Source organism: Paenibacillus sp. Pae15 (assembly GCF_024519685.1).
Lineage (GTDB): Bacteria > Bacillota > Bacilli > Paenibacillales > NBRC-103111 > Paenibacillus_G > Paenibacillus_G naphthalenovorans.
In genome coordinates this window covers 1-24712 of sequence record NZ_JALJRM010000007.1, presented here as the reverse complement: position 1 = coordinate 24712, position 24712 = coordinate 1, and the positions used below count along the sequence as shown (strand labels likewise).

24 protein-coding genes, 1 tRNA gene and 1 rRNA gene are annotated in these 24712 nt (G+C 45.8%); 10 read left to right on the top strand and 16 right to left on the bottom strand.

The window, feature by feature from the left end; all coding sequences use genetic code 11:
- Window positions 1–354: 354 nt before the first annotated feature.
- From NR121_RS07765 to NR121_RS07750, 4 genes are all read right to left on the bottom strand, one after another.
- A tRNA-Ser gene (locus NR121_RS07765) sits at window positions 355–445 on the bottom strand.
- 101 nt (window positions 446–546) lie between these two features.
- A complete protein-coding gene (locus NR121_RS07760; protein WP_054816949.1) occupies window positions 547–783 on the bottom strand; it encodes a DUF951 domain-containing protein in 237 nt (78 codons plus the stop codon).
- Window positions 783–1709 carry a mechanosensitive ion channel family protein gene (locus NR121_RS07755; protein WP_062410206.1) on the bottom strand — a complete coding sequence of 309 codons (927 nt, stop codon included), beginning with the start codon at window positions 1707–1709 and terminating at the stop codon, window positions 783–785. The genes NR121_RS07760 and NR121_RS07755 overlap by 1 nt, the downstream gene beginning before the upstream one ends.
- 12 nt (window positions 1710–1721) lie before the next feature.
- On the bottom strand, window positions 1722–1964 hold the full coding sequence (locus NR121_RS07750; protein WP_062410205.1) for a putative Se/S carrier protein: 243 nt from the start codon (window positions 1962–1964) through the stop codon (window positions 1722–1724).
- Window positions 1965–2083: 119 nt separating this feature from the next.
- Between NR121_RS07750 and yyaC the strand changes: the two genes are divergently transcribed.
- Window positions 2084–2698, top strand: coding sequence for a spore protease YyaC (gene yyaC / locus NR121_RS07745; RefSeq protein WP_062410204.1), 615 nt, complete (start codon window positions 2084–2086; stop codon window positions 2696–2698).
- Here the strand turns inward: yyaC and NR121_RS07740 are convergent.
- From NR121_RS07740 to rpmH, 12 genes are all read right to left on the bottom strand, one after another.
- On the bottom strand, window positions 2673–3167 hold the full coding sequence (locus NR121_RS07740; RefSeq protein WP_062410203.1) for a DUF4446 family protein: 495 nt from the start codon (window positions 3165–3167) through the stop codon (window positions 2673–2675). The two genes, yyaC and NR121_RS07740, sit on opposite strands and share 26 nt — an antisense overlap.
- Window positions 3168–3191: 24 nt before the next feature.
- Entirely contained in the window at window positions 3192–4346 is a 1155-nt protein-coding gene (locus NR121_RS07735; protein ID WP_062411097.1) for an aminotransferase class V-fold PLP-dependent enzyme, read from the bottom strand.
- 97 nt (window positions 4347–4443) lie between these two features.
- Window positions 4444–5307 carry a ParB/RepB/Spo0J family partition protein gene (locus tag NR121_RS07730; protein ID WP_062410202.1) on the bottom strand — a complete coding sequence of 288 codons (864 nt, stop codon included), beginning with the start codon at window positions 5305–5307 and terminating at the stop codon, window positions 4444–4446.
- Window positions 5304–6062 carry a ParA family protein gene (locus NR121_RS07725; protein WP_062410201.1) on the bottom strand — a complete coding sequence of 253 codons (759 nt, stop codon included), beginning with the start codon at window positions 6060–6062 and terminating at the stop codon, window positions 5304–5306. The genes NR121_RS07730 and NR121_RS07725 overlap by 4 nt, the downstream gene beginning before the upstream one ends.
- A gap of 334 nt (window positions 6063–6396) precedes the next feature.
- Window positions 6397–7215 (bottom strand): nucleoid occlusion protein, encoded by an 819-nt coding sequence (gene noc, locus NR121_RS07720; RefSeq protein ID WP_062410200.1) that lies wholly within the window; start codon window positions 7213–7215, stop codon window positions 6397–6399.
- A gap of 151 nt (window positions 7216–7366) precedes the next feature.
- Window positions 7367–8089, bottom strand: coding sequence for a 16S rRNA (guanine(527)-N(7))-methyltransferase RsmG (gene rsmG, locus NR121_RS07715; protein WP_256831049.1), 723 nt, complete (start codon window positions 8087–8089; stop codon window positions 7367–7369).
- A gap of 2 nt (window positions 8090–8091) precedes the next feature.
- Window positions 8092–9981 (bottom strand): tRNA uridine-5-carboxymethylaminomethyl(34) synthesis enzyme MnmG, encoded by a 1890-nt coding sequence (gene mnmG, locus NR121_RS07710; RefSeq protein ID WP_062410198.1) that lies wholly within the window; start codon window positions 9979–9981, stop codon window positions 8092–8094.
- A gap of 25 nt (window positions 9982–10006) precedes the next feature.
- On the bottom strand, window positions 10007–11383 hold the full coding sequence (gene mnmE, locus NR121_RS07705; RefSeq protein WP_054816948.1) for a tRNA uridine-5-carboxymethylaminomethyl(34) synthesis GTPase MnmE: 1377 nt from the start codon (window positions 11381–11383) through the stop codon (window positions 10007–10009).
- An 84-nt stretch (window positions 11384–11467) separates the two neighbouring features.
- Entirely contained in the window at window positions 11468–12088 is a 621-nt protein-coding gene (gene jag, locus NR121_RS07700) for an RNA-binding cell elongation regulator Jag/EloR (protein WP_062410197.1), read from the bottom strand.
- 30 nt (window positions 12089–12118) lie between these two features.
- Complete coding sequence (yidC, locus tag NR121_RS07695; RefSeq protein WP_062411096.1) at window positions 12119–12886, bottom strand: membrane protein insertase YidC; 768 nt, start codon at window positions 12884–12886, stop codon at window positions 12119–12121.
- 79 nt (window positions 12887–12965) lie between these two features.
- Window positions 12966–13316, bottom strand: coding sequence for a ribonuclease P protein component (gene rnpA, locus NR121_RS07690; protein WP_062411095.1), 351 nt, complete (start codon window positions 13314–13316; stop codon window positions 12966–12968).
- Window positions 13317–13431: 115 nt separating this feature from the next.
- Window positions 13432–13566, bottom strand: coding sequence for a 50S ribosomal protein L34 (gene rpmH / locus NR121_RS07685; protein WP_054816947.1), 135 nt, complete (start codon window positions 13564–13566; stop codon window positions 13432–13434).
- A gap of 555 nt (window positions 13567–14121) precedes the next feature.
- Here rpmH and dnaA point away from each other — a divergent pair.
- From dnaA to NR121_RS07640, 9 genes are all read left to right on the top strand, one after another.
- Window positions 14122–15492, top strand: a complete 1371-nt coding sequence (gene dnaA / locus NR121_RS07680) for a chromosomal replication initiator protein DnaA (protein ID WP_074729553.1) — start codon at window positions 14122–14124, stop codon at window positions 15490–15492.
- A 213-nt stretch (window positions 15493–15705) separates the two neighbouring features.
- Window positions 15706–16848: a DNA polymerase III subunit beta gene (gene dnaN / locus NR121_RS07675; RefSeq protein WP_074729552.1), complete on the top strand. Its 1143-nt coding sequence runs from the start codon at window positions 15706–15708 to the stop codon at window positions 16846–16848.
- Between the two features lie 17 nt (window positions 16849–16865).
- Window positions 16866–17084: a S4 domain-containing protein YaaA gene (yaaA, locus tag NR121_RS07670; protein ID WP_062410194.1), complete on the top strand. Its 219-nt coding sequence runs from the start codon at window positions 16866–16868 to the stop codon at window positions 17082–17084.
- A gap of 93 nt (window positions 17085–17177) precedes the next feature.
- Window positions 17178–18284 (top strand): DNA replication/repair protein RecF, encoded by a 1107-nt coding sequence (gene recF / locus NR121_RS07665; RefSeq protein ID WP_062410193.1) that lies wholly within the window; start codon window positions 17178–17180, stop codon window positions 18282–18284.
- 39 nt (window positions 18285–18323) lie between these two features.
- Window positions 18324–18572 (top strand): extracellular matrix regulator RemB, encoded by a 249-nt coding sequence (gene remB / locus NR121_RS07660; RefSeq protein WP_062411094.1) that lies wholly within the window; start codon window positions 18324–18326, stop codon window positions 18570–18572.
- A gap of 118 nt (window positions 18573–18690) precedes the next feature.
- On the top strand, window positions 18691–20604 hold the full coding sequence (gene gyrB, locus NR121_RS07655; protein ID WP_054816946.1) for a DNA topoisomerase (ATP-hydrolyzing) subunit B: 1914 nt from the start codon (window positions 18691–18693) through the stop codon (window positions 20602–20604).
- Between the two features lie 33 nt (window positions 20605–20637).
- Window positions 20638–23118: a DNA gyrase subunit A gene (gene gyrA, locus NR121_RS07650; RefSeq protein ID WP_256831048.1), complete on the top strand. Its 2481-nt coding sequence runs from the start codon at window positions 20638–20640 to the stop codon at window positions 23116–23118.
- 118 nt (window positions 23119–23236) lie between these two features.
- Window positions 23237–24307, top strand: coding sequence for an HD-GYP domain-containing protein (locus NR121_RS07645; protein ID WP_137671217.1), 1071 nt, complete (start codon window positions 23237–23239; stop codon window positions 24305–24307).
- 273 nt (window positions 24308–24580) lie between these two features.
- Window positions 24581–24712 (top strand): 16S ribosomal RNA (locus NR121_RS07640); the annotation flags it as partial.

Sequence of the window (24712 nt, the reverse complement as noted above, 5' to 3'; positions counted from 1 at the left end):
ATGAAGCCCTTGAGCTATATACCACTCATTTGCAGCAGCAGGTTATGGGATATGTGGATAACCCCGGCATATCCGGCAAAGCAAAACTTATCAACATGTGATTAACTTTTGGGTTAGACGAACTGATATTGTCCTGTTGATAACTTAATTAACTCGCTGCTTCACGTTCTCAACATGTATACAAACGTTTTTGAGGCCGTTGATAGGCCGCAATATTCTTTTTTATATTCCGCTTTACCGGCCGACTGCGATGTATTCCTGCCGATGCTTATGCTCCGATGAACCCCTCGGGTTCTCTCCCCTTTCCGCCAACAAAAAAAACGACCGTCATCGGTCGTTTGGTTATTGTATGTATGGCGGAAAGAGTGGGATTCGAACCCACGCACGGCTTGCGCCGCCTAGCTGATTTCGAGTCAGCCCCCTTGGGCCACTTGGGTACCTTTCCGCATTCCAAAAGGGACAAGTAATATAATATCACAGCCCCTCTTATAAATGCAATACCTAATTAAGCAGATTATCAAAGCCTTTGTTTGCTGGTTTCTTTACCTATTGTCCTGCTTCCGTACCGTCCGCTCCAGCCTCTTCTGATACAGCGGCAGACCTAAGCACCTTTTTTAATTTGCTCTCAAACTTCGCCCTGGGTACGAGCACACTATGTTTACACCCGACGCACTTGATCCGGATATCCATGCCCATCCGGATAATTTCCATTTCGTTCGTGCCGCATGGGTGAGGTTTCTTCATCTGTACTACATCACCAAGCTGATATTGTTTCTTTTCCATTAAGATTCCGCCTTTTCCGTCCGATGATAAGTGACGAGTCTCGGATAAGGGATATCGATCCCGTGTGACTCGAATGCCTTTTTGATTTCCGCATTCAATTGGCGCATCACCGCAAAATGAGTGTTGGGTTTACATTCGGCAGTCAGTCTCAATGTAATATCTGAAGTCCCTATCATATGAACACCAAGCACGTCAGGAGCCTTCACCATATCCACGCTATGTTCATAAAAGGCATTTGCAACTTCCTTTAATACCTTCAAAGCGGTATCGATATCCGTTTCATAGGCAACATTTACATCGATTACTGCAAGTGAATTATTAATCGAAAAGTTTGTTACCTGATTAATTGTTCCATTAGGAATAATATGAACCTCTCCCGTCCAACTTTTGATCCGGGTTACTCTCAAGCCGATTTCTTCGACTGTTCCTTTGTAGGTTCCTGTTTGTATGACATCTCCGACGGCAAATTGATCCTCAAATATAATAAAAAAGCCGGTAATGACATCCTTCACCAAGCTCTGGGCTCCGAAACCGATGGCAAGTCCGACAACGCCTGCACCGGCCAGCACAGGACCCAAGTTTACATTAAATTGACTCAATATCATCAGGATCATGATGAAATTGACCACATAAGTAATGATATTCGCAGCTAATTTACCGATCGTTTTGGTTCTTCTCTGGTCGAATTGGATCGGACCCCGCGATCTTTCTCTCAACATATGCTCTAAAGCCTTATTAGCGATTTTAATAATGACCCGAGCGGCTATATAAATCAGAATTACCTTCAATAAGGTAAACAGTAATCCAGTCCATACTTCAGGATTGGAAATATAGTCCGTCAATTCCGTTCGAAGTTTTTTCCATATTTGCGGTAAATTTTCTAATGTTATTTCCTCCGTTTGAACTTCAGGATTAGATTGGTTCATTTCCTTCCCACCTTACAGATCTATCGTAACATATTTATCACCGTTTTTAAAATAAATGCCCCTGATCTCTACATTTTCTTGGCGGATAATGTCCGCTACTTGATGTAAACATTCATCCGGAAATTCCAAAGATAGGGCACACCCGGCCGTTATTTCTTTCGGAGTCGGACACATATCATTCTCAATGCCGGCATAATCGAGCAGCATCTCCGCTCTTAACGCTTGTTGAGTTGAATCAAAAGCCATCAACAGCAACGCTCTCCCGCCTTTTCCGTTTTTTTCAGACCTACGTATAATTCATTCCTATTAACCGTATACTAGTAACAGTTTTTGCCCTGATTTTTGTGTATGAACTCTTAATGGGAGGCGTAAATATGAAAATTCCTTTTCATAGAGATGCGCAAAAGACAACAAACAATGAAATTCTTAAGGTAATGCATTCGGAATCAAACAGCATCGAATTGCTCTCCGAACGCCTTTTTGCTTTTCTCCAACAAGTGCCTCCCCATCAGCCTATCGTTCTGGTTTGTGTCGGCACGGATCGTTCCACCGGCGATTCATTAGGTCCACTCGTGGGAACTCAATTAAAAAAGTATGCGATAGAAGGCCTTCATTTATTTGGAACGTTGGATCATCCGGTTCATGCAATGAACCTAAGCGAAACGCTCACCACCATAAACCAACACTTTAATAATCCGTATATTATTGCCGTCGATGCTTGTCTTGGTCAATTAACAAGCGTGGGCTGCATCCAGATCGGGCAAGGTCCGGTCAAGCCCGGTGCCGGCGTCAATAAAGAGCTTCCTCCTGTAGGAAATATGCATATTACCGGTATTGTTAACGTCGGCGGTTTTATGGAATATTTCGTGCTTCAGAATACGCGACTAAGCTTGGTCATGAATATGTCCGACATCATAGCCAAATCATTCTACACCGCTCTAACCAGTAAACTGCGGTGGAAACCTACACCTTTAGTCCGCATCGATTAATGGCTTCGATTTCTTCCGGGGACAACGTATACTTGGACTGTCCTTGCTCTATCGGCTTAGCATACATATAAGTTTGTTCCCGGCTGTGTATTCCCGTAAGCACTACCCCATCCCTCTGATCATCCAGGATCGCTATGGAGAAACTTAGATCACTTCCTCGTTCCGCGAAAGCATTGTAACGGCAAAATCCGATATGTGATTTCATATGACGCATATGTTGTCTGATTTGTTTGATTTTTTCATCAATTTCATTATTCCTGGCCTCTTGGTCATTTAACTTTTGCTGCAGGTCAATTAATATTTGTTCAACATTGACAGCCTCCGCTCCGTTCAGCATACGTTCGTATCTTTTGCGGAGTTTATTCAGCTTCGCCCATAAGGAAACAACGATAATACTAAAAAACAATATGATGATTCCCACAAATGCTAATACAGCTTCTAACGGAATACTTGCTCCAAGTTCCCCCATGTGATGGCCCCCACATCCACACTCTTAGTTGGTATATTTCACGATTTCCTTGATCGCATAAACGAATTGATCGACTTCTTCATTCGTTGTAAAACAGCCTACACTCGCCCGAACCGCTCCACGTTCCATGGTCCCGGCCATCTCATGGGCCATAGGCGTACAATGATATCCTGCCCGAACGGCAATTTGAAACGATTGATCCAAAATAAAAGCAATCTCAGAGGAATCCGCATTTCCTACGGTAAACGAAACGATACCGGTTTTATTTTGCCCCACTTCAGGACCTAATACAGTAACGCCATCAATTTCCAATAGCCCTGACATCATTCTTTGAGTCAGCTGCCATTCCTTCTTATGAATGCTTTCAACCGTTTCCTTTTGTATGTATTTCACGCCCTCAATGAGTCCCGCTATCCCCACCGTATTTTGTGTCCCTGCCTCATATCGATCCGGCCGTACGGTAGGCTGATCAATGGCTTCCGATTGGCTCCCCGTCCCCCCATGCAGCAGCGGATCCAAATCAATATCGGGATGGATATACAACCCGCCCGTTCCTTGCGGTCCAAGAAGTCCTTTGTGGCCGGGAAAAGCCAACATATCAATCCCCATTTTTTCCACATCAATTTCTAATATCCCTGCTGTTTGCGCAGCATCCACTAATAGCTTGATTCCTCTGTCTCTGCACAGTTCTCCTATTTCTGATACAGGCAGTATGCTTCCAAGCAGGTTAGAGCTGTGACTGCAAACAACCAACTTTGTATTACCATTTATTTCCGAAACCAGATCATCAATTGCCAGATGCCCTTTCTGATCTGTTTTAATGTAAGAAATGTTTATGTTTTTTGTTTTTTTCAAATATTCCAATGGTCTTCTGACGGAGTTATGCTCTACAGCAGTACAAATGACATGATCTCCCTCATGAAGAAATCCCTTTAAGGCCAAGTTGAGAGCCATGGTTGTATTTAGTGCATAGGCAATATCGTTCGGATTTTTAATATGAAAAAGTTTGGCTAATTGCTTGCGTCCTTCAAACAGAGTGCGGCTTGCTTTTACAGCCATTTCATGACTGCCCCGGCCCGGGTTCGCAGCAAAGTGTTCCATATTGTCGTACATTGCTTTTAATACCTCCGGGGGTTTTGGCCAAGAGGAAGCTGCATGATCCAAATATATTATCGACAATTTCAATCACCCCACCTTTTCATTTTCATAAAGATAGCATACCCGAATCACCTGAGAAAATCAGGTATATAACTCAGGTATGCTATACAAAATAGCTTCATGAACTTTTCCCTTGCAGCATTTCCAACAGGCGATCCAAATCATCTTTTGAATAATATAAAATTTCAATCTTACCTTTATTGTTATTATGTTTGATTTTCACTGTAGTGCGATAAGTTTCCCTCAAGCTTTCTTCCAGCTGATTAATATAAGGATCCTTGCGTTTCGGTTTTAATTTGGTTTTTTTCTCCGTATTTTCTTCCAGCTTTTTAACTTCTTCTTCTAATTGGCGTACACTCCACTGTTCTTTAATAGTTGTATCCGCCAAGGCTTTGACGATCTTTTTATCTTTTAATCCTACAATAGCCTTTGCATGACCCATCGATAATGTTCCACGTGAAACATATTGCTTGACTTCTTCTGGCAGCTGCAATAACCGGAGAAAATTGGCAATGTGTGAACGACTCTTTCCGACCTTCACTGACAGCTCTTCTTGCGTCATATTAAACTGATCGATCAAAGCTTGATATGCAACGGCCACTTCCATCGCATTCAAATCTTCACGCTGTACATTTTCTATTAAAGCAATTTCCATAACTTGCTGATCGGTAAATTTTCTGACAACGGCCGGGATCGTCGCCAACCCGCTGGCTTGTGAAGCACGATACCGTCGTTCGCCCGCAATGATTTCAAATCCCTTTAAAACGCTTCTTACAATAATGGGTTGAATGACTCCATGCTCTTTGATCGATGCAGCCAACTCTTGAATCGATTCATCATTAAAGTTTTTTCTCGGCTGATATGGATTCGGTCTTAATTGACCAAGTGGAATTTCAACAACCTTATCATCTTCATTGATGTTAAGTGAGGGCAGTAACGCATCCAACCCTTTTCCCAGTCCCGTACCTAATCGCTTACTCACAGTGCAATCACTTCCTTTGCCAACTCCATATATACCTCTGCACCCTTTGATTTCGGATCATAAGTAATGATGGACTGACCATGGCTCGGAGCTTCACTTAATCTCACATTACGGGGAATAATCGTCTGATATACTTTCTGCTGAAAGTATTTCTTCACTTCTTCAATAACCTGCATCCCCAAATTGGTTCTGGCGTCAAACATCGTTAAAAGAACGCCTTCAATTTGCAATGTCGTGTTAAGATGCTTCTGTACAAGGCGCACAGTGTTCAAAAGCTGACTTAGTCCCTCCAAAGCATAGTACTCGCATTGAATTGGAATAATGACCGAATCGGCAGCCGTTAATGAATTTACAGTTAAAATACCTAAAGATGGCGGACAATCGATCAATATGTAATCAAACATGTGTTTCACTAGCTGAAGCGATTTTTTTAAACGAACTTCTCTTGATATGGTTGGAACAAGCTCTATTTCCGCGCCGGCAAGCTGTATAGTAGCAGGAATAATTTTCAAATTTTCAATTGCCGTATCACACATGGCATCTTTGGGATGTACATCATTAATCAGAACATCATAAATGCAATATACGGCATCCGCTTTGTTGATCCCAATACCGCTTGTCGTATTGCCCTGAGGGTCAATATCAACCAACAATACTTTTTTTCCCAAAGATGCCAGAGAAGCTCCTAAGTTAACAGACGTTGTAGTTTTGCCAACCCCGCCCTTTTGGTTGGTTATGGCGATAATTTTAGCCAATGAGTTCACCTCATATAATTAAAAACTTAAATGATTCAAAACTTTTTCGAATTCCATTTCACGAAACAATAATGAATAAATACACTAGAAAAAATTCGAATTTTTCATTTCTTTTAAGACGGTTCCAAAATAAAAGTAAATAGATCGACACGACTTGACGCAATTTCAAAAAAAAGAATCATTAGAGAAGCTTAGAAACTCCCCAATGATATGTTCAGCAAAATGCCTAAAGAGAAAAACAAGCCTCCTAATGAGGCCAATCCTTTTATTATGAATTCAACGGAGTGAACTATAATTAAGAACAGCACGATGAGCAATAAATGTATAATTTATTTTAGCGTTTTGGTATCCGAATGACAATTTCGTAATGATCTTCATGATCTTGTTCCGTAGTATTAATCGTTAAACCGGAAGATGAAACCATATCAACGGATTGCCTGATTGTATTCAGCGCCAATCTCACATCTTTAGAATACGAAACCCTCTTGGCTTTGCTTTTTACTTTAGCCGATTCCTTCAAAAAAGCAATTCTCGCTTCTGTCTGTTTCACATTTAATTCTTTAGAAATGATGTCTTCCAGCACTTTAACCTGAAGTTCTTCTTGATCCAAAGAAAGCAAAGCTCTGGCATGCCGCTCCGTCACTTTACGTTCAATTAACGCTTGCTTCACCGGTTCACTCAATTGCAAAAGTCTGATTTTATTGGCAATGGTGGACTGACTTTTCCCCAGCCTTTGAGCCAAGCTTTCCTGTGTCAAACTGTGCAAATCAATTAATTGCTGATAAGCAATGGCCTCCTCAATAGCTGTTAAACCTTCACGCTGAAGATTTTCAATTAAAGCTATAGAAGCCGCTTGCGAATCATTAAAATCACGTATGATGGCAGGGATCGTTTCTAAACCCAATTTTTTCACGGCTCGCAAACGACGTTCTCCCGCAATCAATTCAAACATATTGTTCCGCATCCGAACTACAATCGGCTGAATTACGCCGTGTGTTTTAATCGTCTGACACAGTTCTTCAATCCGCTCATCATCGAATATTGTTCGAGGCTGGTATGGACTTGGAACGATCTCATGGACAGGAACATTTTTCACTTCGCTTGTTGACGCCTTATCAGCAAAACCAAACAACTTCGAGATTTGTTCCTTCATTACGATAACCACCCGATCTTTTTAACCGATATATATAATATCCCTTTATTAATTAATTCTCCAGAAAAGTCTAAACTCCTGCTAGTACCGACAAAGAACTTTAGCCTATCCCTGAAAAGACATCCGTTAAAATGTTCCACGTGAAACAAAATTAAATCAAAGGAGATTTTAACGGTGTACCTGCTTTTCTGGGGTATTTTTTCGGCGTCGGACCCGTTTTTGTAATAAGCACGATATGTCTGGTTGACTCTTCAACAGGAAGCTCAAAGCGATGAGTGTTCAGCCATTGACCCCTCAGTTCTCTTAAGCTGAAAGAGGCTTCCTCTATTTCGTCTTGGACCCCCTGCCCTTTCATTGCCACAAATAATCCTCCGACCGAAACAAAAGGCAAACAAAATTCATTAAGCACGGCCATACGTGCCACCGCTCTTGCCGTAACTAAATCATACTGGTCACGATGCACGGGGAGACGGGCCGCGTCTTCGGCCCGAGCATGCACACATTGAACGTCGGATAACCCTAAAAAAGACGTTACATGATTTAAAAAGTGAATCCGCTTGTTTAAAGAATCCACTATGGTGACCCGTAGATGGGGAAAAGCAATTTTCAAGGGAATACTGGGAAATCCTGCTCCTGAACCGATATCGGCTATCTTCAAATGATCCGACATAGGAACAAAAAAAGCAACAGAGAGAGAATCGTAAAAATGTTTAATATATACCTGTTCCCTCTCGATTATACCGGTCAGGTTCATTCGCTCGTTCCAATCCACCAGCTCCCTGTAATAAAGCTCAAATTGATGAAGCTGAGACTCCGATAACCGGATTCCTCTATTATTTAGCAAATCTGTAAAATTATTCAATATATTATCCATAGTTATCCTCTGGCTGCGAGTACTTTGTTATATTGCTCCAAATAAACCAGTAGGATAGAAATATCCGCAGGCGTCACGCCGGAAATTCGAGAAGCTTGCCCGATCGATATCGGCCGGATTTTGGCCAGCTTCTGCTTCGCTTCTGTTGCAAGGCCATGGACTTCTTCATAAATGATATCTTCCGGAATCCGTTTTTTCTCCATTTTACGCAGCCGTTCTACATGAGCCAATTGCTTTTCGATATAACCGCTGTATTTGACCTGGATTTCGACCTGCTCTTTCATATCTTCCGTCAGTTCATAAGGAGCCGGCGAGAGCGCATGAAGATGCTCATAAGTAACCTCCGGACGACGAAGCAGCGAAAGCATGTCGACAGAGTTATTCAAAACGGCACTCCCTAATGAGGTGAGCATCTGCTGTACCTCCGGTGTCGGCTTCACTTTCGTCGTTTTGAGGCGTTCGATCTCTTCCTCAACCTTCTTCACCTTGTCTTGGAACCGTTCATAGCGCGTTTGGGATATGAGTCCGATCTCATACCCAATGGGAGTCAGACGCAGATCGGCATTGTCATGACGAAGAAGAAGCCGGTACTCCGCGCGGGAAGTCAACAATCGGTAAGGTTCATTGGTTCCCTTCGTTACCAGATCATCGATCAAAACGCCGATATAAGCTTGGGAACGATCAAGGATCACAGGTTCTTTACCTTGAACCTTACGGGCGGCATTAATTCCAGCCATAATTCCCTGCCCCGCCGCTTCTTCATAACCGGACGTACCGTTGATTTGTCCAGCGGTGAAAAGCCCCTTCACTACCTTTGTCTCAAGAGACGGATATAACTGCGTCGGAATCACCGCATCATATTCAATCGCGTAGCCCGTCCGCATCATCTCTACCTTTTCCAGGCCAGGGATTGAACGCAGAATTCTAAGCTGAACATCCTCGGGCATACTTGTCGACAGACCCTGCACGTAATATTCTTTGGTGTTCCTTCCTTCCGGCTCCAGGAAGATTTGATGCTTCGGTTTGTCGCTGAAACGCACAATTTTGTCTTCAATCGACGGACAATATCTTGGACCCGTGCCTTCAATCGCTCCAGAAAACATTGGAGCGCGATGCAAATTATCGTTAATAATTTGATGTGTCTCTGCAGATGTATACGTTAACCAGCACGGCAGTTGATTTGGAACCTCTTCCGTCGTTTCATAAGAGAAAAATTTAGGTTTTTCATCCCCCGGCTGAATTTCGGTTTTTGAAAAATCAATGGTGTCCTTATGCACCCGCGGCGGCGTACCGGTTTTAAACCGGACCAGCTCCAGTCCGTGTTTGCGCAAACTCTCCGACAGCTTAACGGCCGGCTGCTGATTGTTCGGACCGCTCTCATACATCAGCTCGCCCATGATGATTTTGCCGCGAAGGTACGTTCCTGTCGTCAATACAACTGCCTTGCCCAGATACCGTGCTCCAGTCTTGGTGATGACTCCCTTGCATACCCCGTCCTCGACAATCAGTTCCTCCACCATCCCCTGGCGAAGCGTTAACCGTTCTTGTTTCTCCAACGTTTCTTTCATGGTATGCTGATACAGAAATTTATCGGCTTGCGCGCGCAAAGCATGAACTGCTGGACCCTTCCCGGTATTCAGCATCCGCATTTGAATATAGGTCTTATCAATGTTGCGGCCCATTTCGCCTCCAAGGGCATCAATCTCGCGCACAACATGGCCCTTGGCCGGTCCGCCGATCGAGGGATTGCAGGGCATAAACGCAATCATATCCAGATTAATCGTCAGCACCAGCGTTTCACATCCCATACGCGCTGCCGCCAAGGCCGCCTCGACGCCTGCATGGCCTGCACCGATAACAATAACATCATATTCTCCCGCTACATAACTCATCGATCCGACCTCCTAACAAGTGATCTTATTTACCTAAGCAAAACTGTGAAAAAATCTGATCTATCAAAGAATCGCTCACGGAATCTCCTATAATTTCCCCCAGGTGCTCCCAGGCGTTTCGAATATCAATCTGAATCATATCGATCGGCACGAACGATTCCGCGGCTGAATAAGCTTCCGAAAGAGCTGTCCGGGCCTGTTTCAGCAAATGAATATGCCGCGCGTTGCTTACATAAGTCAAATCGCTGGATTCAACCTGACCGCTGAAGAATAACCCTGCGATGGCTTTCTCCAAATCGGCGATGCCTTGATCCGACAACAGCGACATCCGGACGACCCGCTCTTCGCCGAACGCATCGACCAGTATATGCTGTTCCAGCTGCTGAGGCAGGTCAAGTTTGTTGATAATTGCGATCACCTGACGTCCCTTCAGCTGTTCGATCAACTGCAGCTCATCCGGCTGCAATCGCTCCGCCCCATTGAACACCAGCAGAATGAGATCGGCATCGGCCAGCGCCTGACGGGATTTCTCCACGCCAATTTTCTCAACAATATCCGATGTTTCGCGGATCCCGGCCGTATCGAGCAGTTTTAGCGGAATACCACCTACATGCACATATTCTTCCACAACATCTCTTGTCGTACCCGCAATATCGGTAACAATAGCCCTCTCTTCTTGTGCCAGAGCATTAAGCAGCGACGATTTTCCTACATTGGGGCGCCCGACGATCGCCGTAACAAGGCCCTCGCGCAAAATTTTTCCCTGTTCCGCTGTACTCAGCAGCCCGTCAATATCCGTCATCGCCTCCGAACACTTGTTTTTAATATAGGCGTTCGTCATTTCTTCTACGTCATGCTCGGGATAGTCGATATTCACTTCGATATGAGCCATCAGCTCAACCAAACGATGACGAAGCTCTTTGATTCTCTTCGATAAGGTTCCTTCGGACTGCTTCAAAGCGATTCGGAAGGCACGATCGGATTTCGCCCGGATTAAATCGATAACCGCCTCGGCCTGGGACAAATCAATTCTCCCATTGAGAAAAGCACGTTTTGTGAATTCCCCCGGCTCTGCCAGCCGAGCCCCGTTCCCCAGAAGCAGGTCCAGCACTTTCCGCACGGAGACGAATCCCCCATGGCAGCTGATCTCCACTACATCCTCTTTGGTGAAGGATCTCGGAGCCCGCATCACCGTTACCAGCGCTTCCTCCGTTCTTGCCCCGGTGTCCGGGTCCACAATATGACCGTAATGTACCGTATGCGAAGGTACTTCGCTAAGCTTCTTTTTTCCTTTAAAAATACGTTCACTGATCCGAACGGCTTGGTCTCCGCTGACGCGAATGACCGCGATCCCCCCTTCCCCCATCGGAGTGGCAATCGCCGCTATGGTATCCTGAATCATGGTTGCACCTCAATTATTTGTAAGCTTCAATACTAAAGAAAAAGCAATGAAGTCATACGAACATGACATCATTGCATGTGGTAATCAGCGTAAAACAATCACGACACGGCGATTGGGCTCATCTCCCCGGCTGAACGTGCGGACTTTCGGATGATGTTGAAGCTGCGAATGAATGATTTTACGTTCCTGAGGAGACATCGGTTCGAGAACGACTTCTTTTCTGGTACGGATGACGCGATCGGCCAAACGATCGGCAAGCTCCTGCAGTGTTTTTTTCCTTCGCTCACGGAATTGCTCGGCATCCAGCACAATGCGCAAATGCCGGTCAGAGTACCGGTTGGCTACAATGTTGACCAGATATTGCAGCGCATCAAGCGTCTGCCCTCGCCGCCCGATCAGCATGCCGAGCTCCGAGCCGTGCAGGTGCAGCTCCGTAACTTCCTTGTCCTGTTTTTGCTCAATCCGAACATCAAGCTTCATGGAACGAAACACATCCTCAAGGAACAAGACCGCTTCTTCGATCGCATCCGGAAGCAAAGTCAGTTCTACCTTCGCCTCCTTAGCCCCGAAGAGTCCGAACAAACCTTTGGCAGGCTGCTCCAGCACATTCACATGGACTCGGTTCTCGGTTGTCCCCAGCTGCTGAAGCCCGTTATTTACTGCTTCATCGATCGTTTTACCTGTTACCACGATTTTCTTCGTCATCCGATCACCCTTAACTGAAGAGTAATGAAATTATTTTTTCTTTTTCGATTTCGGTTTAGCTTCTGCCGTTGCTACAGCTGGTTGTGCTTTACCCGGCTTATATATGAAATAAGTTTGAACGATCGTGAAAATGTTACTGTAAACCCAGTATAACGGGAGGGCCGACGCAAAATTCATCGCCATGACAAAGATAAGCACCGGGAATATAATCATCAGGCTTTGCATCTGCGGAGGCGTCTGCGAAGACATCATTTTTTGCTGCAAATATGTCGTGACCGCTGCGAGCAGAGGCAATATATAATAAGGATCCTTCGTTCCAAGCTGCATCCAAAGGAAAGTATGTTCACCGATATGTCCATTGCGCATGATCGCGGCATACAAAGCAATCAGGATCGGCATCTGTATGAGAATCGGAAAACATCCGGCAAGCGGATTCACGCCTTCCTTTTGAAACAGCTTCATCGTTTCTTCCTGCTGTTTTTTGGCGTCGTCTTTGTATTTGTCTTTAATCTTCTTCAACTCGGGCTGCAATTCCTGCATCCGTTTCGAACTGCGATATTGTTTTAGCGTAAGCGGTAATATGATGAACCGGATAATAATCGTTACAACAAGAATGGACAACCCGTAAGAGCCCCAAAGCATGTGTGCAAACCAATCCAGCCCATCCGAGAGAGGACCGACAAACCACTTGTCCCAAAAGCTGTTTTCCCGGTCAATCGGCGCATTCGCCGGGCTGCATCCCGCAAGCAGTAAAAATACGAATAAAAGCGGAATGTATTTCAATAATCGACGCGTCAAAATCATATCCTCCCAGCTTCATCTTTTCCATTCTAAACTATATCATATCTTCAGGCACAAAGAAACTAATCGCTGCGTATCATCTCTCTTTACGAACCAGAAGAGACGCGCGTTTGAGCACATGAAGCACACTTTTCTCCATATCATGGTAATCCATCTCGGCAGCCGGCTTACGAGCGATGATGATCAGATCGTATCCCCCCGGAATTCGGGCTGCGTTAAGCCTCACAATCTCTTTCAACATACGCCGGATACGGTTTCGGACGACGGCGTTTCCGAGCTTTTTGCTGACCGACACCCCAAGACGAAAGGTTTCCTGCTCCGGGCGGGCTTTATAATAAAGTACAAATTGGTGGTTCGCAGTCGACTTGCCGTGGCGATAAACTTTATCGAAATATTCTCTTTTCGTCAGTCGGTTCTTTTTCTCCACGAACGCACGCTCCATTATCAGCCCCAATAGCGGCAAACTCACATGATCCTTATCCAAATCAGACGATTCCGGTCCATAATAACAAAAAAGACCACCTATCAGTGGTCTTACGCCCTTATGCGCTCAATACTTTTCTTCCTTTTTGACGGCGAGCTGCAAGTACTTTGCGACCATTCTTCGTGCTCATTCTCTTACGGAAGCCATGTACTTTCTTGTGTTTACGGACGTTCGGTTTATATGTCGGTTTCATCTATCGTGCACCTCCTCGAAGGATTTGTTCCAATCCCAAAAATACCTTTAAACATTAAAGCACATTTTCACAATAAAAGTCAACTCGGATCCCCTCACTGCCTTCAAACAACATCTGCCAGGAAAGTTTCGGTCCATCCGCCGTCAATGACTAACATATAGAATAAATAAAAATTCAACCGGTTATCCACTTGTGAATAAAAATAATCGGAATTTCTCCGATTTTGTCGAATTATGAACACATTATAAACAATATATAGTGCTGTTGATAAGTCATACATACAAGTTGTAGGGTATGTGGATAAATCTTAACATTTCGTTGCTTATCAGGGTCTTTTTTGATATCATGAATATGTTTTCTGTTGTGGATACGATTACTTTTCAACAACTTTATCAACAGCCTGTGGATATCTTTGTGAACAATTTACACGGCTTATGTATAATTGGGTTATCGACTTTCTGCATATTGTGGATAGTTTCGACAACTCACCGCTTTTTTTCTACAGGGTCGCGGCTTACGCCACACCGGTTATTTTTTTAAGGGAGTGAATAGATTGTGGAAAGCCATCCTAACGACCAGTGGCAGCAAGTATTATCCATATTGCAAAAAAGGGTGAGCAAACCGAGCTACGAAACGTGGCTTACCTCCACAAGAGCTGTCGTATTTAACGATACCACGGTAACGATTTGTACCCCGAACAATTTCGCGCGCGACTGGCTGGAAAACCGCTATACCAAGCATATTAAAGAAGCGGTTTACGATTATACCGGCAAACAAGTCGAGCTCAAATTCATCATTGAATCCGAAGAACAGCCTGAACCGCCCAGCATATCAGCAGCATCGGCTGCTGCTCCGGCCAAAGCACATCAAGCCTCTGCTCCGGAGGAAACGTTCAGTCATATGATGAACCCGAAATATACGTTCGATACGTTCGTCATCGGTGCAGGAAACCGGTTTGCCCACGCGGCATCGCTCGCGGTTGCGGAAGCGCCGGCCAAAGCGTATAATCCGCTGTTTCTGTATGGAGGCGTGGGATTAGGCAAAACGCACCTTATGCATGCCATCGGCCACTATGTTCTTGAGCATAACCCCAGTGCACGCGTGCTCTATATCTCGTCCGAGAAATTCACGAACGAATTCATCAATGCCATCCGTGACAACCGCGGCGAAAGCTTCCGCAACAAATACCGCAATATCGATGTACTGCTTATAGATGATATTCAGTTCCTAGCCGGAAAAGAACAAACGCAAGAGGAATTTTTCCACACGTTCAACGCTTTGCATGAAGAACGCAAGCAGATCATCATTTCCAGCGATCGGCCGCCCAAGGAGATTCCGACGCTTGAAGAGCGTCTCCGCTCACGCTTTGAATGGGGTCTGATCACCGATATTCAGCCTCCGGACCTGGAGACGCGGATTGCGATATTGCGCAAAAAGGCGAAAGCTGAAAATCTCGACATTCCCAATGAAGCCATGGTTTACATCGCCAATCAGATCGATTCGAACATTCGGGAGCTGGAAGGCGCATTAATCCGTGTGGTGGCTTACTCTTCTTTAATTAACGAGGACATTACATCGCATTTGGCCGCCGAAGCGCTGAAGGACATTATTCCAAGCAGCCGTCCAAGAGTGATTACGATACAGGATATCCAACAAAAGGTCGGCGAATTCTACGGCATGAAAATCGAGGATTTCAAAGCGCGTAAACGGACCAAAACCGTAGCTTTTCCAAGACAAATTGCCATGTACCTGGCTCGGGAGATGACGGATTTCTCACTGCCGAAGATCGGGGAGGCATTCGGTGGACGAGATCATACGACGGTTATTCATGCGCATGAGAAAATAAGCGAAGCACTGAAAGTAGATCAGGAATTATTCAAAATCATTCAGAACATTACAGAAAAAATCAGAAACGTAACGCTGTAAACGGGAAACGATGCGATGAACGTCTTATCCACAGCTGCATAAAAGAAGGCCTATGCACAATCTTATACACATGTGGATAGGCCTTCTTTTTGCCTTATTCACTCACATATCCACATATCCCGGCTCCCTACTACTATTACTAATTTAAAAAAAAATGTAATATAGAAGTATATGCCCATCGTTTCCCGATTAGAACCAGTAGGAGTGACATACATGAAATTAACGGTACTGAAGCAATATTTGAATGAATCCATCGGTCACGTTTCTAAAGCCATCTCGAGCAGAACGACCATTCCCATCTTAAACGGGATCAAAATAGACGTCGATTCCAGCGGAATGATACTGACAGCCAGCGATACCGATATTTCGATCCAAAGCTTTATTCCTGCCGAGGATAATGGAATACAGGTCATCGATCTTAAACAATCCGGCAGCGTTGTCCTTCCTTCCAAATTTTTTGTGGAGATTATACGTAAACTGCCGGCGCAGCAGGTAGAAATTGAGGTTAAAGACCATTTTCAAACGACGATTCGTTCGGGTTCATCTGAAATTCAGCTTGTGGGCCTCGATCCGGAGGAATATCCGATTATGCCCGGCATCGAGGAGAATAAACGGATCCAAATTCCTAGCGACCTGCTGAAAACAATGATCAAGCAAACTTCGTTTGCCGTTTCAACGAATGAAGCTACTCCCGTGCTCACTGGAATTTTATGGACCATTACAGACGGAAAACTGAAATTCACCGCATGTGACCGTCACCGGTTAGCGAGCCGTGAAACGAATATCGATACGGAAGAAGGCATGACGCTTAACAATGTAACCATTTCCGGAAAAACGTTAAACGAGCTTGCCAAAATATTACCGGACCAGAACACGCTGATCGATGTCGTTTTTGCCGAAAATCAAGTGCTGTTCCAAATCAATTCCATCTTGTTTTATACCCGGATTCTAGAAGGAACATATCCGGATACGTCGAAGCTCATTCCGCAATTCTATCAAACGGAAATTGTCGTCAATACGAATGAATTGATCGATGCGATTGACCGCGCCTACCTCCTATCCAGAGAGGACAAAAGCAACATCGTCAAGCTGATGATGCTTGAGGACCAATCGATCGAGATTTCTTCTACCTCTTCTGAGCTTGGAAAAGTGACCGAAGAGTTGATGACTTCAAGCATGAAGGGTGAACTGCTGCGCATTTCCTTTAACTCCAAATATATGCTCGATGCCTTAAAGGTCATGGACAGCGAACAGATTCATATCGGCTTTACCGGCGCTATGCAGCCGATTATCATCAGGCCGAATGAGAGCTCCAGCCTGCTGCAGCTGATCCTGCCCTACCGGACTACGGGCTAGAAAGAAGGATAATCCGTATGAAAAAAGTGGGCATAAGCACGGACTATATAACCCTTGGTCAATTTTTGAAGCTGGCCGATTGCATTTCTACCGGAGGTCAGGCCAAAAGTTTTCTTCAGGAAACCGAAATCTTTGTCAATGGAGAACCGGAACATCGACGGGGCCGCAAGCTGGTTCCGGGCGATATCATTAAGGTGGCGGGCTGCGGCGAGTTTCAGGTCGATGGGCCGACATAACCGCCGCACTTTGGCAGAAGGCTTTGTTCGGCAAAGCCCCGCGATTGCTTATGAAGCAGGCTTTGCTCCGCAAAGCACTCAGGAGGAACCGTCTTGCAATTAAAAAGGCTGTTAGTGCAGCATTATCGCAATTACGAGCAGGTCGAATTCCAAACCGACCGGATGGTGAACATCATCGTTGGACCGAATGCACAGGGAAAAACGAATTTGCTGGAATCGATTTTCGTGCTCGCGCTTACCAAGAGCCATCGGACCAACCAGGATAAAGAGCTGATTCGCTGGAACGAAAAAAAGGCCAGTTTACATGCGGAGATTGAAAAACGGTATGGTACGCTGCAATTGGATCTGATCATATCGCAGCAAGGCAAACGTGCCAAAATCAATGGGCTGGAGCAAAAAAGACTTAGCCACTTTATAGGAGCTTTGAACGTTGTCATGTTTGCGCCTGAGGATTTGGAGATCGTCAAAGGGTCTCCAAGCGTCCGCCGACGTTTTCTCGATATGGAAATCGGACAGGTGCATCCTGCGTATTTATACGATCTCTCCCAGTACAACAAAGTACTGCAGCAGCGGAACAATTACTTGAAGCAGCTGTTCTCATCCTCCGGCGACGCTCCCCTTCTTGAAGTTTGGAATGAGCAGCTTGCTCAATTCGGTATTAAAATAATGAAAAAACGTCAAAGCTTTATAAAGAAGCTGCAAATATGGGCGGAAAAGATACATGCCGGCATCACCAATGGCATGGAACGGCTTCGAATTGAGTATGACAGTGCCTTTGCCAACGCTCTTGAAGAAGAAGAAGCTGTCTTATTTGACCGATTTATGATAAAGTTATCACAGGTGAAGGATCAGGAAATCCGCCGCGGCGTCACGCTGGCAGGACCGCACCGCGACGATCTCCGCTTTTACATTAATGATAAAGAGGTACAAACGTTCGGTTCCCAGGGGCAGCAGCGAACAACGGCCCTTTCGCTTAAACTGGCCGAAATCGAGCTCATCTGCGAAGAAGTCGGGGAATATCCCCTGCTTTTGCTCGATGATGTGTTGTCAGAGCTTGACCGATATCGCCAAACCCAGCTTATTGAGACGTTCCAACGGAAGGTGCAAACCTTCATTACGACAACCGGCATTGAAAGCATAGATTTGTCAAAACTGGAAAACGCTTCTGTCATCCATGTTCGAGACGGAAGCTTAACATAAATGGATTGCCATCGTTTTGCCGGGAAGGAGTGGGTCAGCATGTTCATTCATTTGGGCGGCGAAAAAATTATTCGCGCATCGGAGCTTGTCGCCATTTTTGACCTGTCGATCGAGAAATCTTCCAAAATATCCAAGCAATTTGTCACCTATGCCAATAAGGAAAAGCGCGTGGAAGTGATTGGCGACGAGGAAAGCAAATCCCTTGTTGTGACACATACAAAAGTCTATTACTCTCCGATATCGTCCATGACTTTGAAAAAACGGGCGCATCATTTGTTAACGAACTAGAGACCATGTCGCTCCGCGATTTCATCAGCCAGTTGAACATAATAAATGAGATTTCCTCCTTGAAAGCGCATGTTCAGGAGAGATTTACTCTTTTTACTACGGAAAAGTGGGTGTCTGCATGTCTGTAAATCCAGGTACAAGCTATGATGAAAGTCAAATTCAGGTGCTTGAAGGTCTAGAGGCGGTTCGCAAACGACCGGGGATGTACATCGGATCCACGAGTAGCCGAGGCCTTCATCACTTGGTATGGGAAGTCGTCGATAATAGTATCGACGAAGCACTAGCCGGATATTGCACGAAAATTGATGTGATTGTTCATCGGGACAACAGCGTAACGGTTATTGATAACGGGCGCGGCATCCCGGTCGGGGAGCATCCGAAGCTCAAGCGTCCGACCTTGGAGGTCGTGCTTACCGTGCTTCATGCAGGCGGCAAATTCGGCGGTGAGGGTTACAAAGTATCCGGCGGTTTGCACGGTGTAGGCGTATCTGTCGTGAACGCTTTGTCCAAGAAATTGATTGTCCGGGTGAAACGCGACGGTAAAATCCATGAACAAGAATTCAGCTGCGGCATTCCCCAGTATGACGTAAGGATTGTCGGGGAGACGGAGGAAACCGGAACGCAGGTGACGTTCTGGCCCGATGAAGAAATATTCACGGAAACAACCGAATACGATTTCGATACGCTTCAATCCCGTATCCGGGAGCTTGCATTCTTGAATAAAGGGATCGAAATTACGCTGACGGATGAGCGTTCGAATGAGTCCCACACGTTCAAATACGAAGGAGGGATCGTCTCCTTTGTTGAATATTTGAACCGTACGCGGGAAGCTTTGCACCAGCCTCCGATCTACGTCGAAGGAGATAAAGACAATATTCATGTCGAAGTCGCCCTTCAGTATAACGACAGCTATACGGAGAACATTTATTCGTTTGCGAATAATATCAATACGCATGAGGGCGGTACACACGAATCCGGATTCAAAAGTGCGCTTACACGAGTTTTAAACGATTATGCCCGTAAAAACAATGCGATTAAGGATAACGATGCCAATCTGTCCGGCGATGACGTGCGCGAAGGCTTGACAGCCATTATTTCGGTCAAGATTCCGGATCCGCAATTTGAGGGCCAGACGAAGACGAAGCTCGGGAACAGCGAGGTTCGCGGTATCGTGGAATCGCTTTTTGCGGAGAAGCTCCAAGAGTTCCTGGATGAGAATCCGTCCATTGCAAAAAAAATCGTAGAAAAAGGCGTACAGGCGCAAAGAGCCCGCGAAGCGGCAAGAAAAGCGAGAGAGCTGACGCGCCGCAAAAGCGCCCTTGAAGTGAGCTCTTTGCCTGGCAAGCTGGCCGATTGTTCTTCTAAGGATGCTTCCATCAGCGAAGTGTACATTGTCGAAGGGGACTCCGCCGGCGGCTCGGCCAAGCAAGGACGCGACCGGCATTTTCAGGCGATCCTGCCGCTACGCGGCAAGATTCTCAACGTGGAAAAAGCGCGGCTGGACAAAATTTTATCCAATGCGGAAATTCGCGCGATCATTACGGCGCTTGGCACAGGGATCGGCGATGATTTCGACATTTCAAAAGCGCGGTACCATAAAATCATTATTATGACGGATGCCGACGTCGATGGAGCGCACATTCGGACGCTGCTTCTCACCTTCTTCTACCGCTACATGCGGAGACTGATCGAGGTTGGATATGTCTACATCGCCCAGCCGCCGCTTTACAAGCTTGAGCGGAACAAAACGGTGCGTTATGCCTACAATGACAAACAGCGGGAAGCCATTATGGCTGAATTTGGGGAAGGCGCTAAAGTGAATGTACAGCGGTACAAGGGGCTTGGAGAAATGAATCCGGGCCAGCTGTGGGAGACGACGATGGACCCGGAGAGCCGTACCTTGCTGCAGGTAAGCATTCAAGACGCGATCGAGGCAGACCTCGTCTTCGATACGCTGATGGGCGACAACGTTGAGCCGCGGCGTGAATTTATTCAGCAGCATGCGAAATACGTCAAAAACTTGGATATTTAATTCATCGCCATGAACCGTAGGAGGTAAAAAATCTTGTCGGAAGAATCCCGTTCACAGGTTAGAGAAATAGATATCGGCTCGGAAATGCGCACTTCCTTTATGGATTACGCGATGAGCATTATTGTCAGCCGCGCTCTGCCGGATGTCAGAGACGGTCTTAAGCCGGTGCATCGGCGTATTCTGTATGCCATGTCGGAGCTGGGCATGTCACCTGACAAACCCTATAAGAAATCGGCCAGAATCGTTGGCGAGGTCATCGGTAAATACCATCCGCACGGTGACTCTGCCGTATATGAAACCATGGTGCGCATGGCGCAGGATTTTTCGTTGCGCTATATGCTTGTCGATGGCCACGGAAATTTCGGCTCGATTGACGGCGACGCTGCCGCGGCTATGCGTTATACGGAGGCGCGGCTATCCAAAATCGCGATGGAAATGCTTCGCGACATCAACAAAGAAACGATCGATTTTGTGCCGAACTATGACGGTGAGGAGCAGGAACCCGCCGTATTGCCGGCACGCTTTCCCAACCTGCTCGTCAACGGATTGTCCGGTATCGCCGTAGGGATGGCAACCAATATTCCGCCCCACAACCTTACGGAAGTCATCAACGGCGTTCAGCAGCTCATTGAAAATCCGGACGTGACACCGCTCGATCTGATGCAATCGATCAAAGGACCCGATTTTCCTACCGGCGGTTTTATTATGGGGCGTGAAGGAATTAAACATGCATACACCACCGGCCGCGGTTCCGTAACGATGCGAGCCAGAGCGACCATCGAGGAAACCGGCGGCAAAGCGCGAATCATCGTTCATGAACTGCCCTATCAAGTCGTCAAAGCTCGTTTAATCGAAAAAATCGCCGAGCTGGTCCGCGAGAAAAAAATCGACGGCATTACCGATTTGCGGGACGAATCGGACCGCAACGGAATGCGTATCGTTATTGAGCTGCGCCGTGACGTTAATCCGAATGTCGTACTGAACAATTTGTACAAGCAAACGGCCATGCAGTCCAATTTTGGTATCATTATGCTTGCACTGGTAAACGGTGAACCGAAGGTGCTTAATCTTCGTGATATGCTTTACCATTATCTGCAGCACCAAAAAGAAGTCATTCGCCGCCGGACAGAATTTGACCTTCGCAAAGCGGAAGCCCGTGCGCATATCTTGGAGGGCTTGCGCATTGCGCTGGATCATCTGGATGAAGTGATTACGCTGATCCGTTCATCCCGCACGACGGAAGATGCCCGTGAGGGCCTGATCAACCGCTTCGGCCTTAGCTTTGAACAGGCACAGGCGATTCTCGATATGCGTCTGCAGCGTTTAACCGGCTTGGAGCGCGAGAAAATCGAAGAAGAGTATGCTGAATTGCTCAAGAAAATTGCCGAGTACAAAGCCATCCTGGCTGACGAACAGTTGGTATTGAATATCATTAGCGAAGAGCTGAATGAAATTAAGGAAAAATTCGGTGATGAACGCCGCTCGGAGATTACGATCGGTGAAGAAAGCATCGAGGATGAAGATCTGATTCCTCAATCCGAAGTCGTGATTACGATATCGCATACTGGCTATATCAAGCGTTTGCCGGTGACTACCTACCGCAGTCAGAGACGCGGAGGCAAGGGCGTTATCGGTATGGATACGAAAGATAATGACTTCGTAGAACATTTGTTCGTAACGAATACACACCATTATCTGATGTTCTTCACGAACAAAGGAAAGGTATATCGTCTAAAAGCTTATGAAATTCCGGATCTCAGCCGTACGGCCAGAGGAACGCCGATCATCAATCTGATTCAGATCGAGCAGGGAGAAACGGTAAATGCCGTCATTCCTGTGGAAAGCTTCGAATCCGATAAATATTTGTTCTTTGCAACCAAGAACGGTTTGGTGAAGAAAACGCCTCTGGAAGACTACTCCAATATTCGTAAGGGCGGGTTGATCGCCATCACGCTCCGTGAAGACGATGACCTGATCGGAGTGAGGCTGACGGATGGAAATCAATCGATTATTATGGGTACGAAGCAAGGGATGTCCATTCATTTCCCGGAACAGGATGTTCGCCCGATGGGTCGGGGGGCTACCGGAGTGAAAGGTATTCATCTGGATGATCATGATGTCGTTATTGATATGGACGTCGTTCAAGAGGATAACAGCGTGCTTATCGTTACGTCCAAAGGCTACGGTAAACGGACTCCGGTTGAAGAGTACCGGATGCAGTCCCGCGGCGGTAAAGGCATAAAAACACTCAATGTGACGTCAAAGAACGGCCCGGTCGTCGGCTTGAAGGTTGTTCGGGAAGACGAGGATCTTATGGTCATCACTGCGCTCGGAACGATTATCCGTACAAGCATGTCGGGTATTTCCATGATGGGACGTAATACACAAGGGGTTAAACTGATCAATATCCGTGATGAGGATGAAGTGTCCACTGTAGCGCGGGTAGAGAAGAATGATGATCAGCCTGAAACAGAAGAAGACGGCGAGACGCCGGACATTACGGCAGAAGAATGACCGTCTTATGCTTCAAGGGTTAAAGAATGGGGCTTACATCCCCATTCTTTTTCGTTTAAAATATATACAAAGATAATTTTTCAGCGGAGCTGAAGGTAAGGTAAAGTGAGGGAATTCCATGGCTACTGTCCCCGTTTCCCAGTTGAAATCCGGCGAGAAACTCTCTGAAGATGTGCTAACCAAATATAACAACGTTCTTCTTCGCAAAGGTAAAATCATCTCGGAGCACGATTTGGAAGTACTTCGAGCGTTTTTAATTCCTGCTGTTCAAATCGAATCCAAGAATGGACAAGCCGTTAGCTCATCGGACGAAACCGCTTTGGATGAAAAACAACAAGGGACGGTCTTGTCTTTTTACGAACATTATGAAAAAATGCTGCAGCTGATGCGGCGTGTTTATAATATTGCGAACGCCGGCGGTCAAACCTTGCCGATACTGGAGATACGCACGACATTGGAAAAGCTGATCCAGCATATTGATGATTACAATGTGCTCACATTCAGTCCAAGACATTTTCAATTGAGTGATTTTATTTATCATAACAGTATTATGGTCAGCCTTACTTCCTACAATTTGGCCAAGTGGCACGGTTTGTCTTCTAAAGATTTGATGCCGGTAGCGCTGGGCGGATTATTGCACGATATCGGGAATGCGAAGGTGGACGCGGGGATTTTGTTCAAACCGAGCGCGCTGAATGCTGCTGAAAGAGAAGATATGAAAAAGCACACGATTATCGGCTATAATCTGTTAAAAAGCGTACCTGCCATTAACGATGGAGTGAAGCTTTGCGCACTGCAGCATCATGAACGTGAAGATGGATCCGGATATCCCTTGGGTGTTCGCGGTGATAAGATTCATTTATATTCAAAAATTGTGGCCATCACCGATGTCTTTCACGCAATGAAAACCAATCGTTATCATAAGAGTGGAGCCTCTCCATATTTGGTACTGGAACAGCTTTTGAATGAATCCTTTGGTAAATTGGATCCTGCACTTGTTCAAACCTTTATCAATAAAGTAACTTCCTTCCATAACGGGACGTTGGTGAAGTTGAGCGATAACCAGGTTGGAGAAATTGTCTTTTCCGACCGGTCGCACCCGACTCGCCCCTGGGTGAATGTGAACGGAAAAATCATCAATTTGATGATCGAACGCAATCTGTACATACAAGACGTGATTCAAACATAAATTTCCGGCACACTGTACTTGACTTCAGGAAGCCGCTTGTGTTAAATTAGTCTTCGTCGCTTTGGTGGCGAGGCTTTTTTTATGGAATTGAATGTTACGTAAAAAATAAAAAAGTACTTGCAATCGAATAGGCAAATGTGTTATATTATAAAAGTCGCCGTTAAACAAGACGACAATGAAATTGCCCTTTGAAAACTGAACAACGAGTGAGTGTAAAGATAGAGAATCGAAAGATTCTCGCCAGTAGTAGATGATGAGCTAATCAGCTTTTCTTTATTGGAGAGTTTGATCCTGGCTCAGGACGAACGCTGGCGGCGTGCCTAATACATGCAAGTCGAGCGCTGGGGGTTCTCCCTTAGGGGAGACCTCCTGGAGCGGCGGACGGGTGAGTAACACGTAGGCAAC

What these genes read in the sequence shown, in the direction of transcription:
- NR121_RS07760 (WP_054816949.1), bottom strand. Translation starts at nt 783, where the DNA reads ATGGAAAAGAAACAATATCAGCTTGGTGATGTAGTACAGATGAAGAAA.
- NR121_RS07755 (WP_062410206.1), bottom strand. Translation starts at nt 1,709, where the DNA reads ATGAACCAATCTAATCCTGAAGTTCAAACGGAGGAAATAACATTAGAA.
- yyaC (WP_062410204.1), top strand. Translation starts at nt 2,084, where the DNA reads ATGAAAATTCCTTTTCATAGAGATGCGCAAAAGACAACAAACAATGAA.
- NR121_RS07740 (WP_062410203.1), bottom strand. Translation starts at nt 3,167, where the DNA reads ATGGGGGAACTTGGAGCAAGTATTCCGTTAGAAGCTGTATTAGCATTT.
- noc (WP_062410200.1), bottom strand. Translation starts at nt 7,215, where the DNA reads ATGAAGGAACAAATCTCGAAGTTGTTTGGTTTTGCTGATAAGGCGTCA.
- rsmG (WP_256831049.1), bottom strand. Translation starts at nt 8,089, where the DNA reads ATGGATAATATATTGAATAATTTTACAGATTTGCTAAATAATAGAGGA.
- mnmG (WP_062410198.1), bottom strand. Translation starts at nt 9,981, where the DNA reads ATGAGTTATGTAGCGGGAGAATATGATGTTATTGTTATCGGTGCAGGC.
- mnmE (WP_054816948.1), bottom strand. Translation starts at nt 11,383, where the DNA reads ATGATTCAGGATACCATAGCGGCGATTGCCACTCCGATGGGGGAAGGG.
- jag (WP_062410197.1), bottom strand. Translation starts at nt 12,088, where the DNA reads ATGACGAAGAAAATCGTGGTAACAGGTAAAACGATCGATGAAGCAGTA.
- rpmH (WP_054816947.1), bottom strand. Translation starts at nt 13,566, where the DNA reads ATGAAACCGACATATAAACCGAACGTCCGTAAACACAAGAAAGTACAT.
- dnaN (WP_074729552.1), top strand. Translation starts at nt 15,706, where the DNA reads ATGAAATTAACGGTACTGAAGCAATATTTGAATGAATCCATCGGTCAC.
- yaaA (WP_062410194.1), top strand. Translation starts at nt 16,866, where the DNA reads ATGAAAAAAGTGGGCATAAGCACGGACTATATAACCCTTGGTCAATTT.
- remB (WP_062411094.1), top strand. Translation starts at nt 18,324, where the DNA reads ATGTTCATTCATTTGGGCGGCGAAAAAATTATTCGCGCATCGGAGCTT.
- gyrB (WP_054816946.1), top strand. Translation starts at nt 18,691, where the DNA reads ATGTCTGTAAATCCAGGTACAAGCTATGATGAAAGTCAAATTCAGGTG.
- NR121_RS07645 (WP_137671217.1), top strand. Translation starts at nt 23,237, where the DNA reads ATGGCTACTGTCCCCGTTTCCCAGTTGAAATCCGGCGAGAAACTCTCT.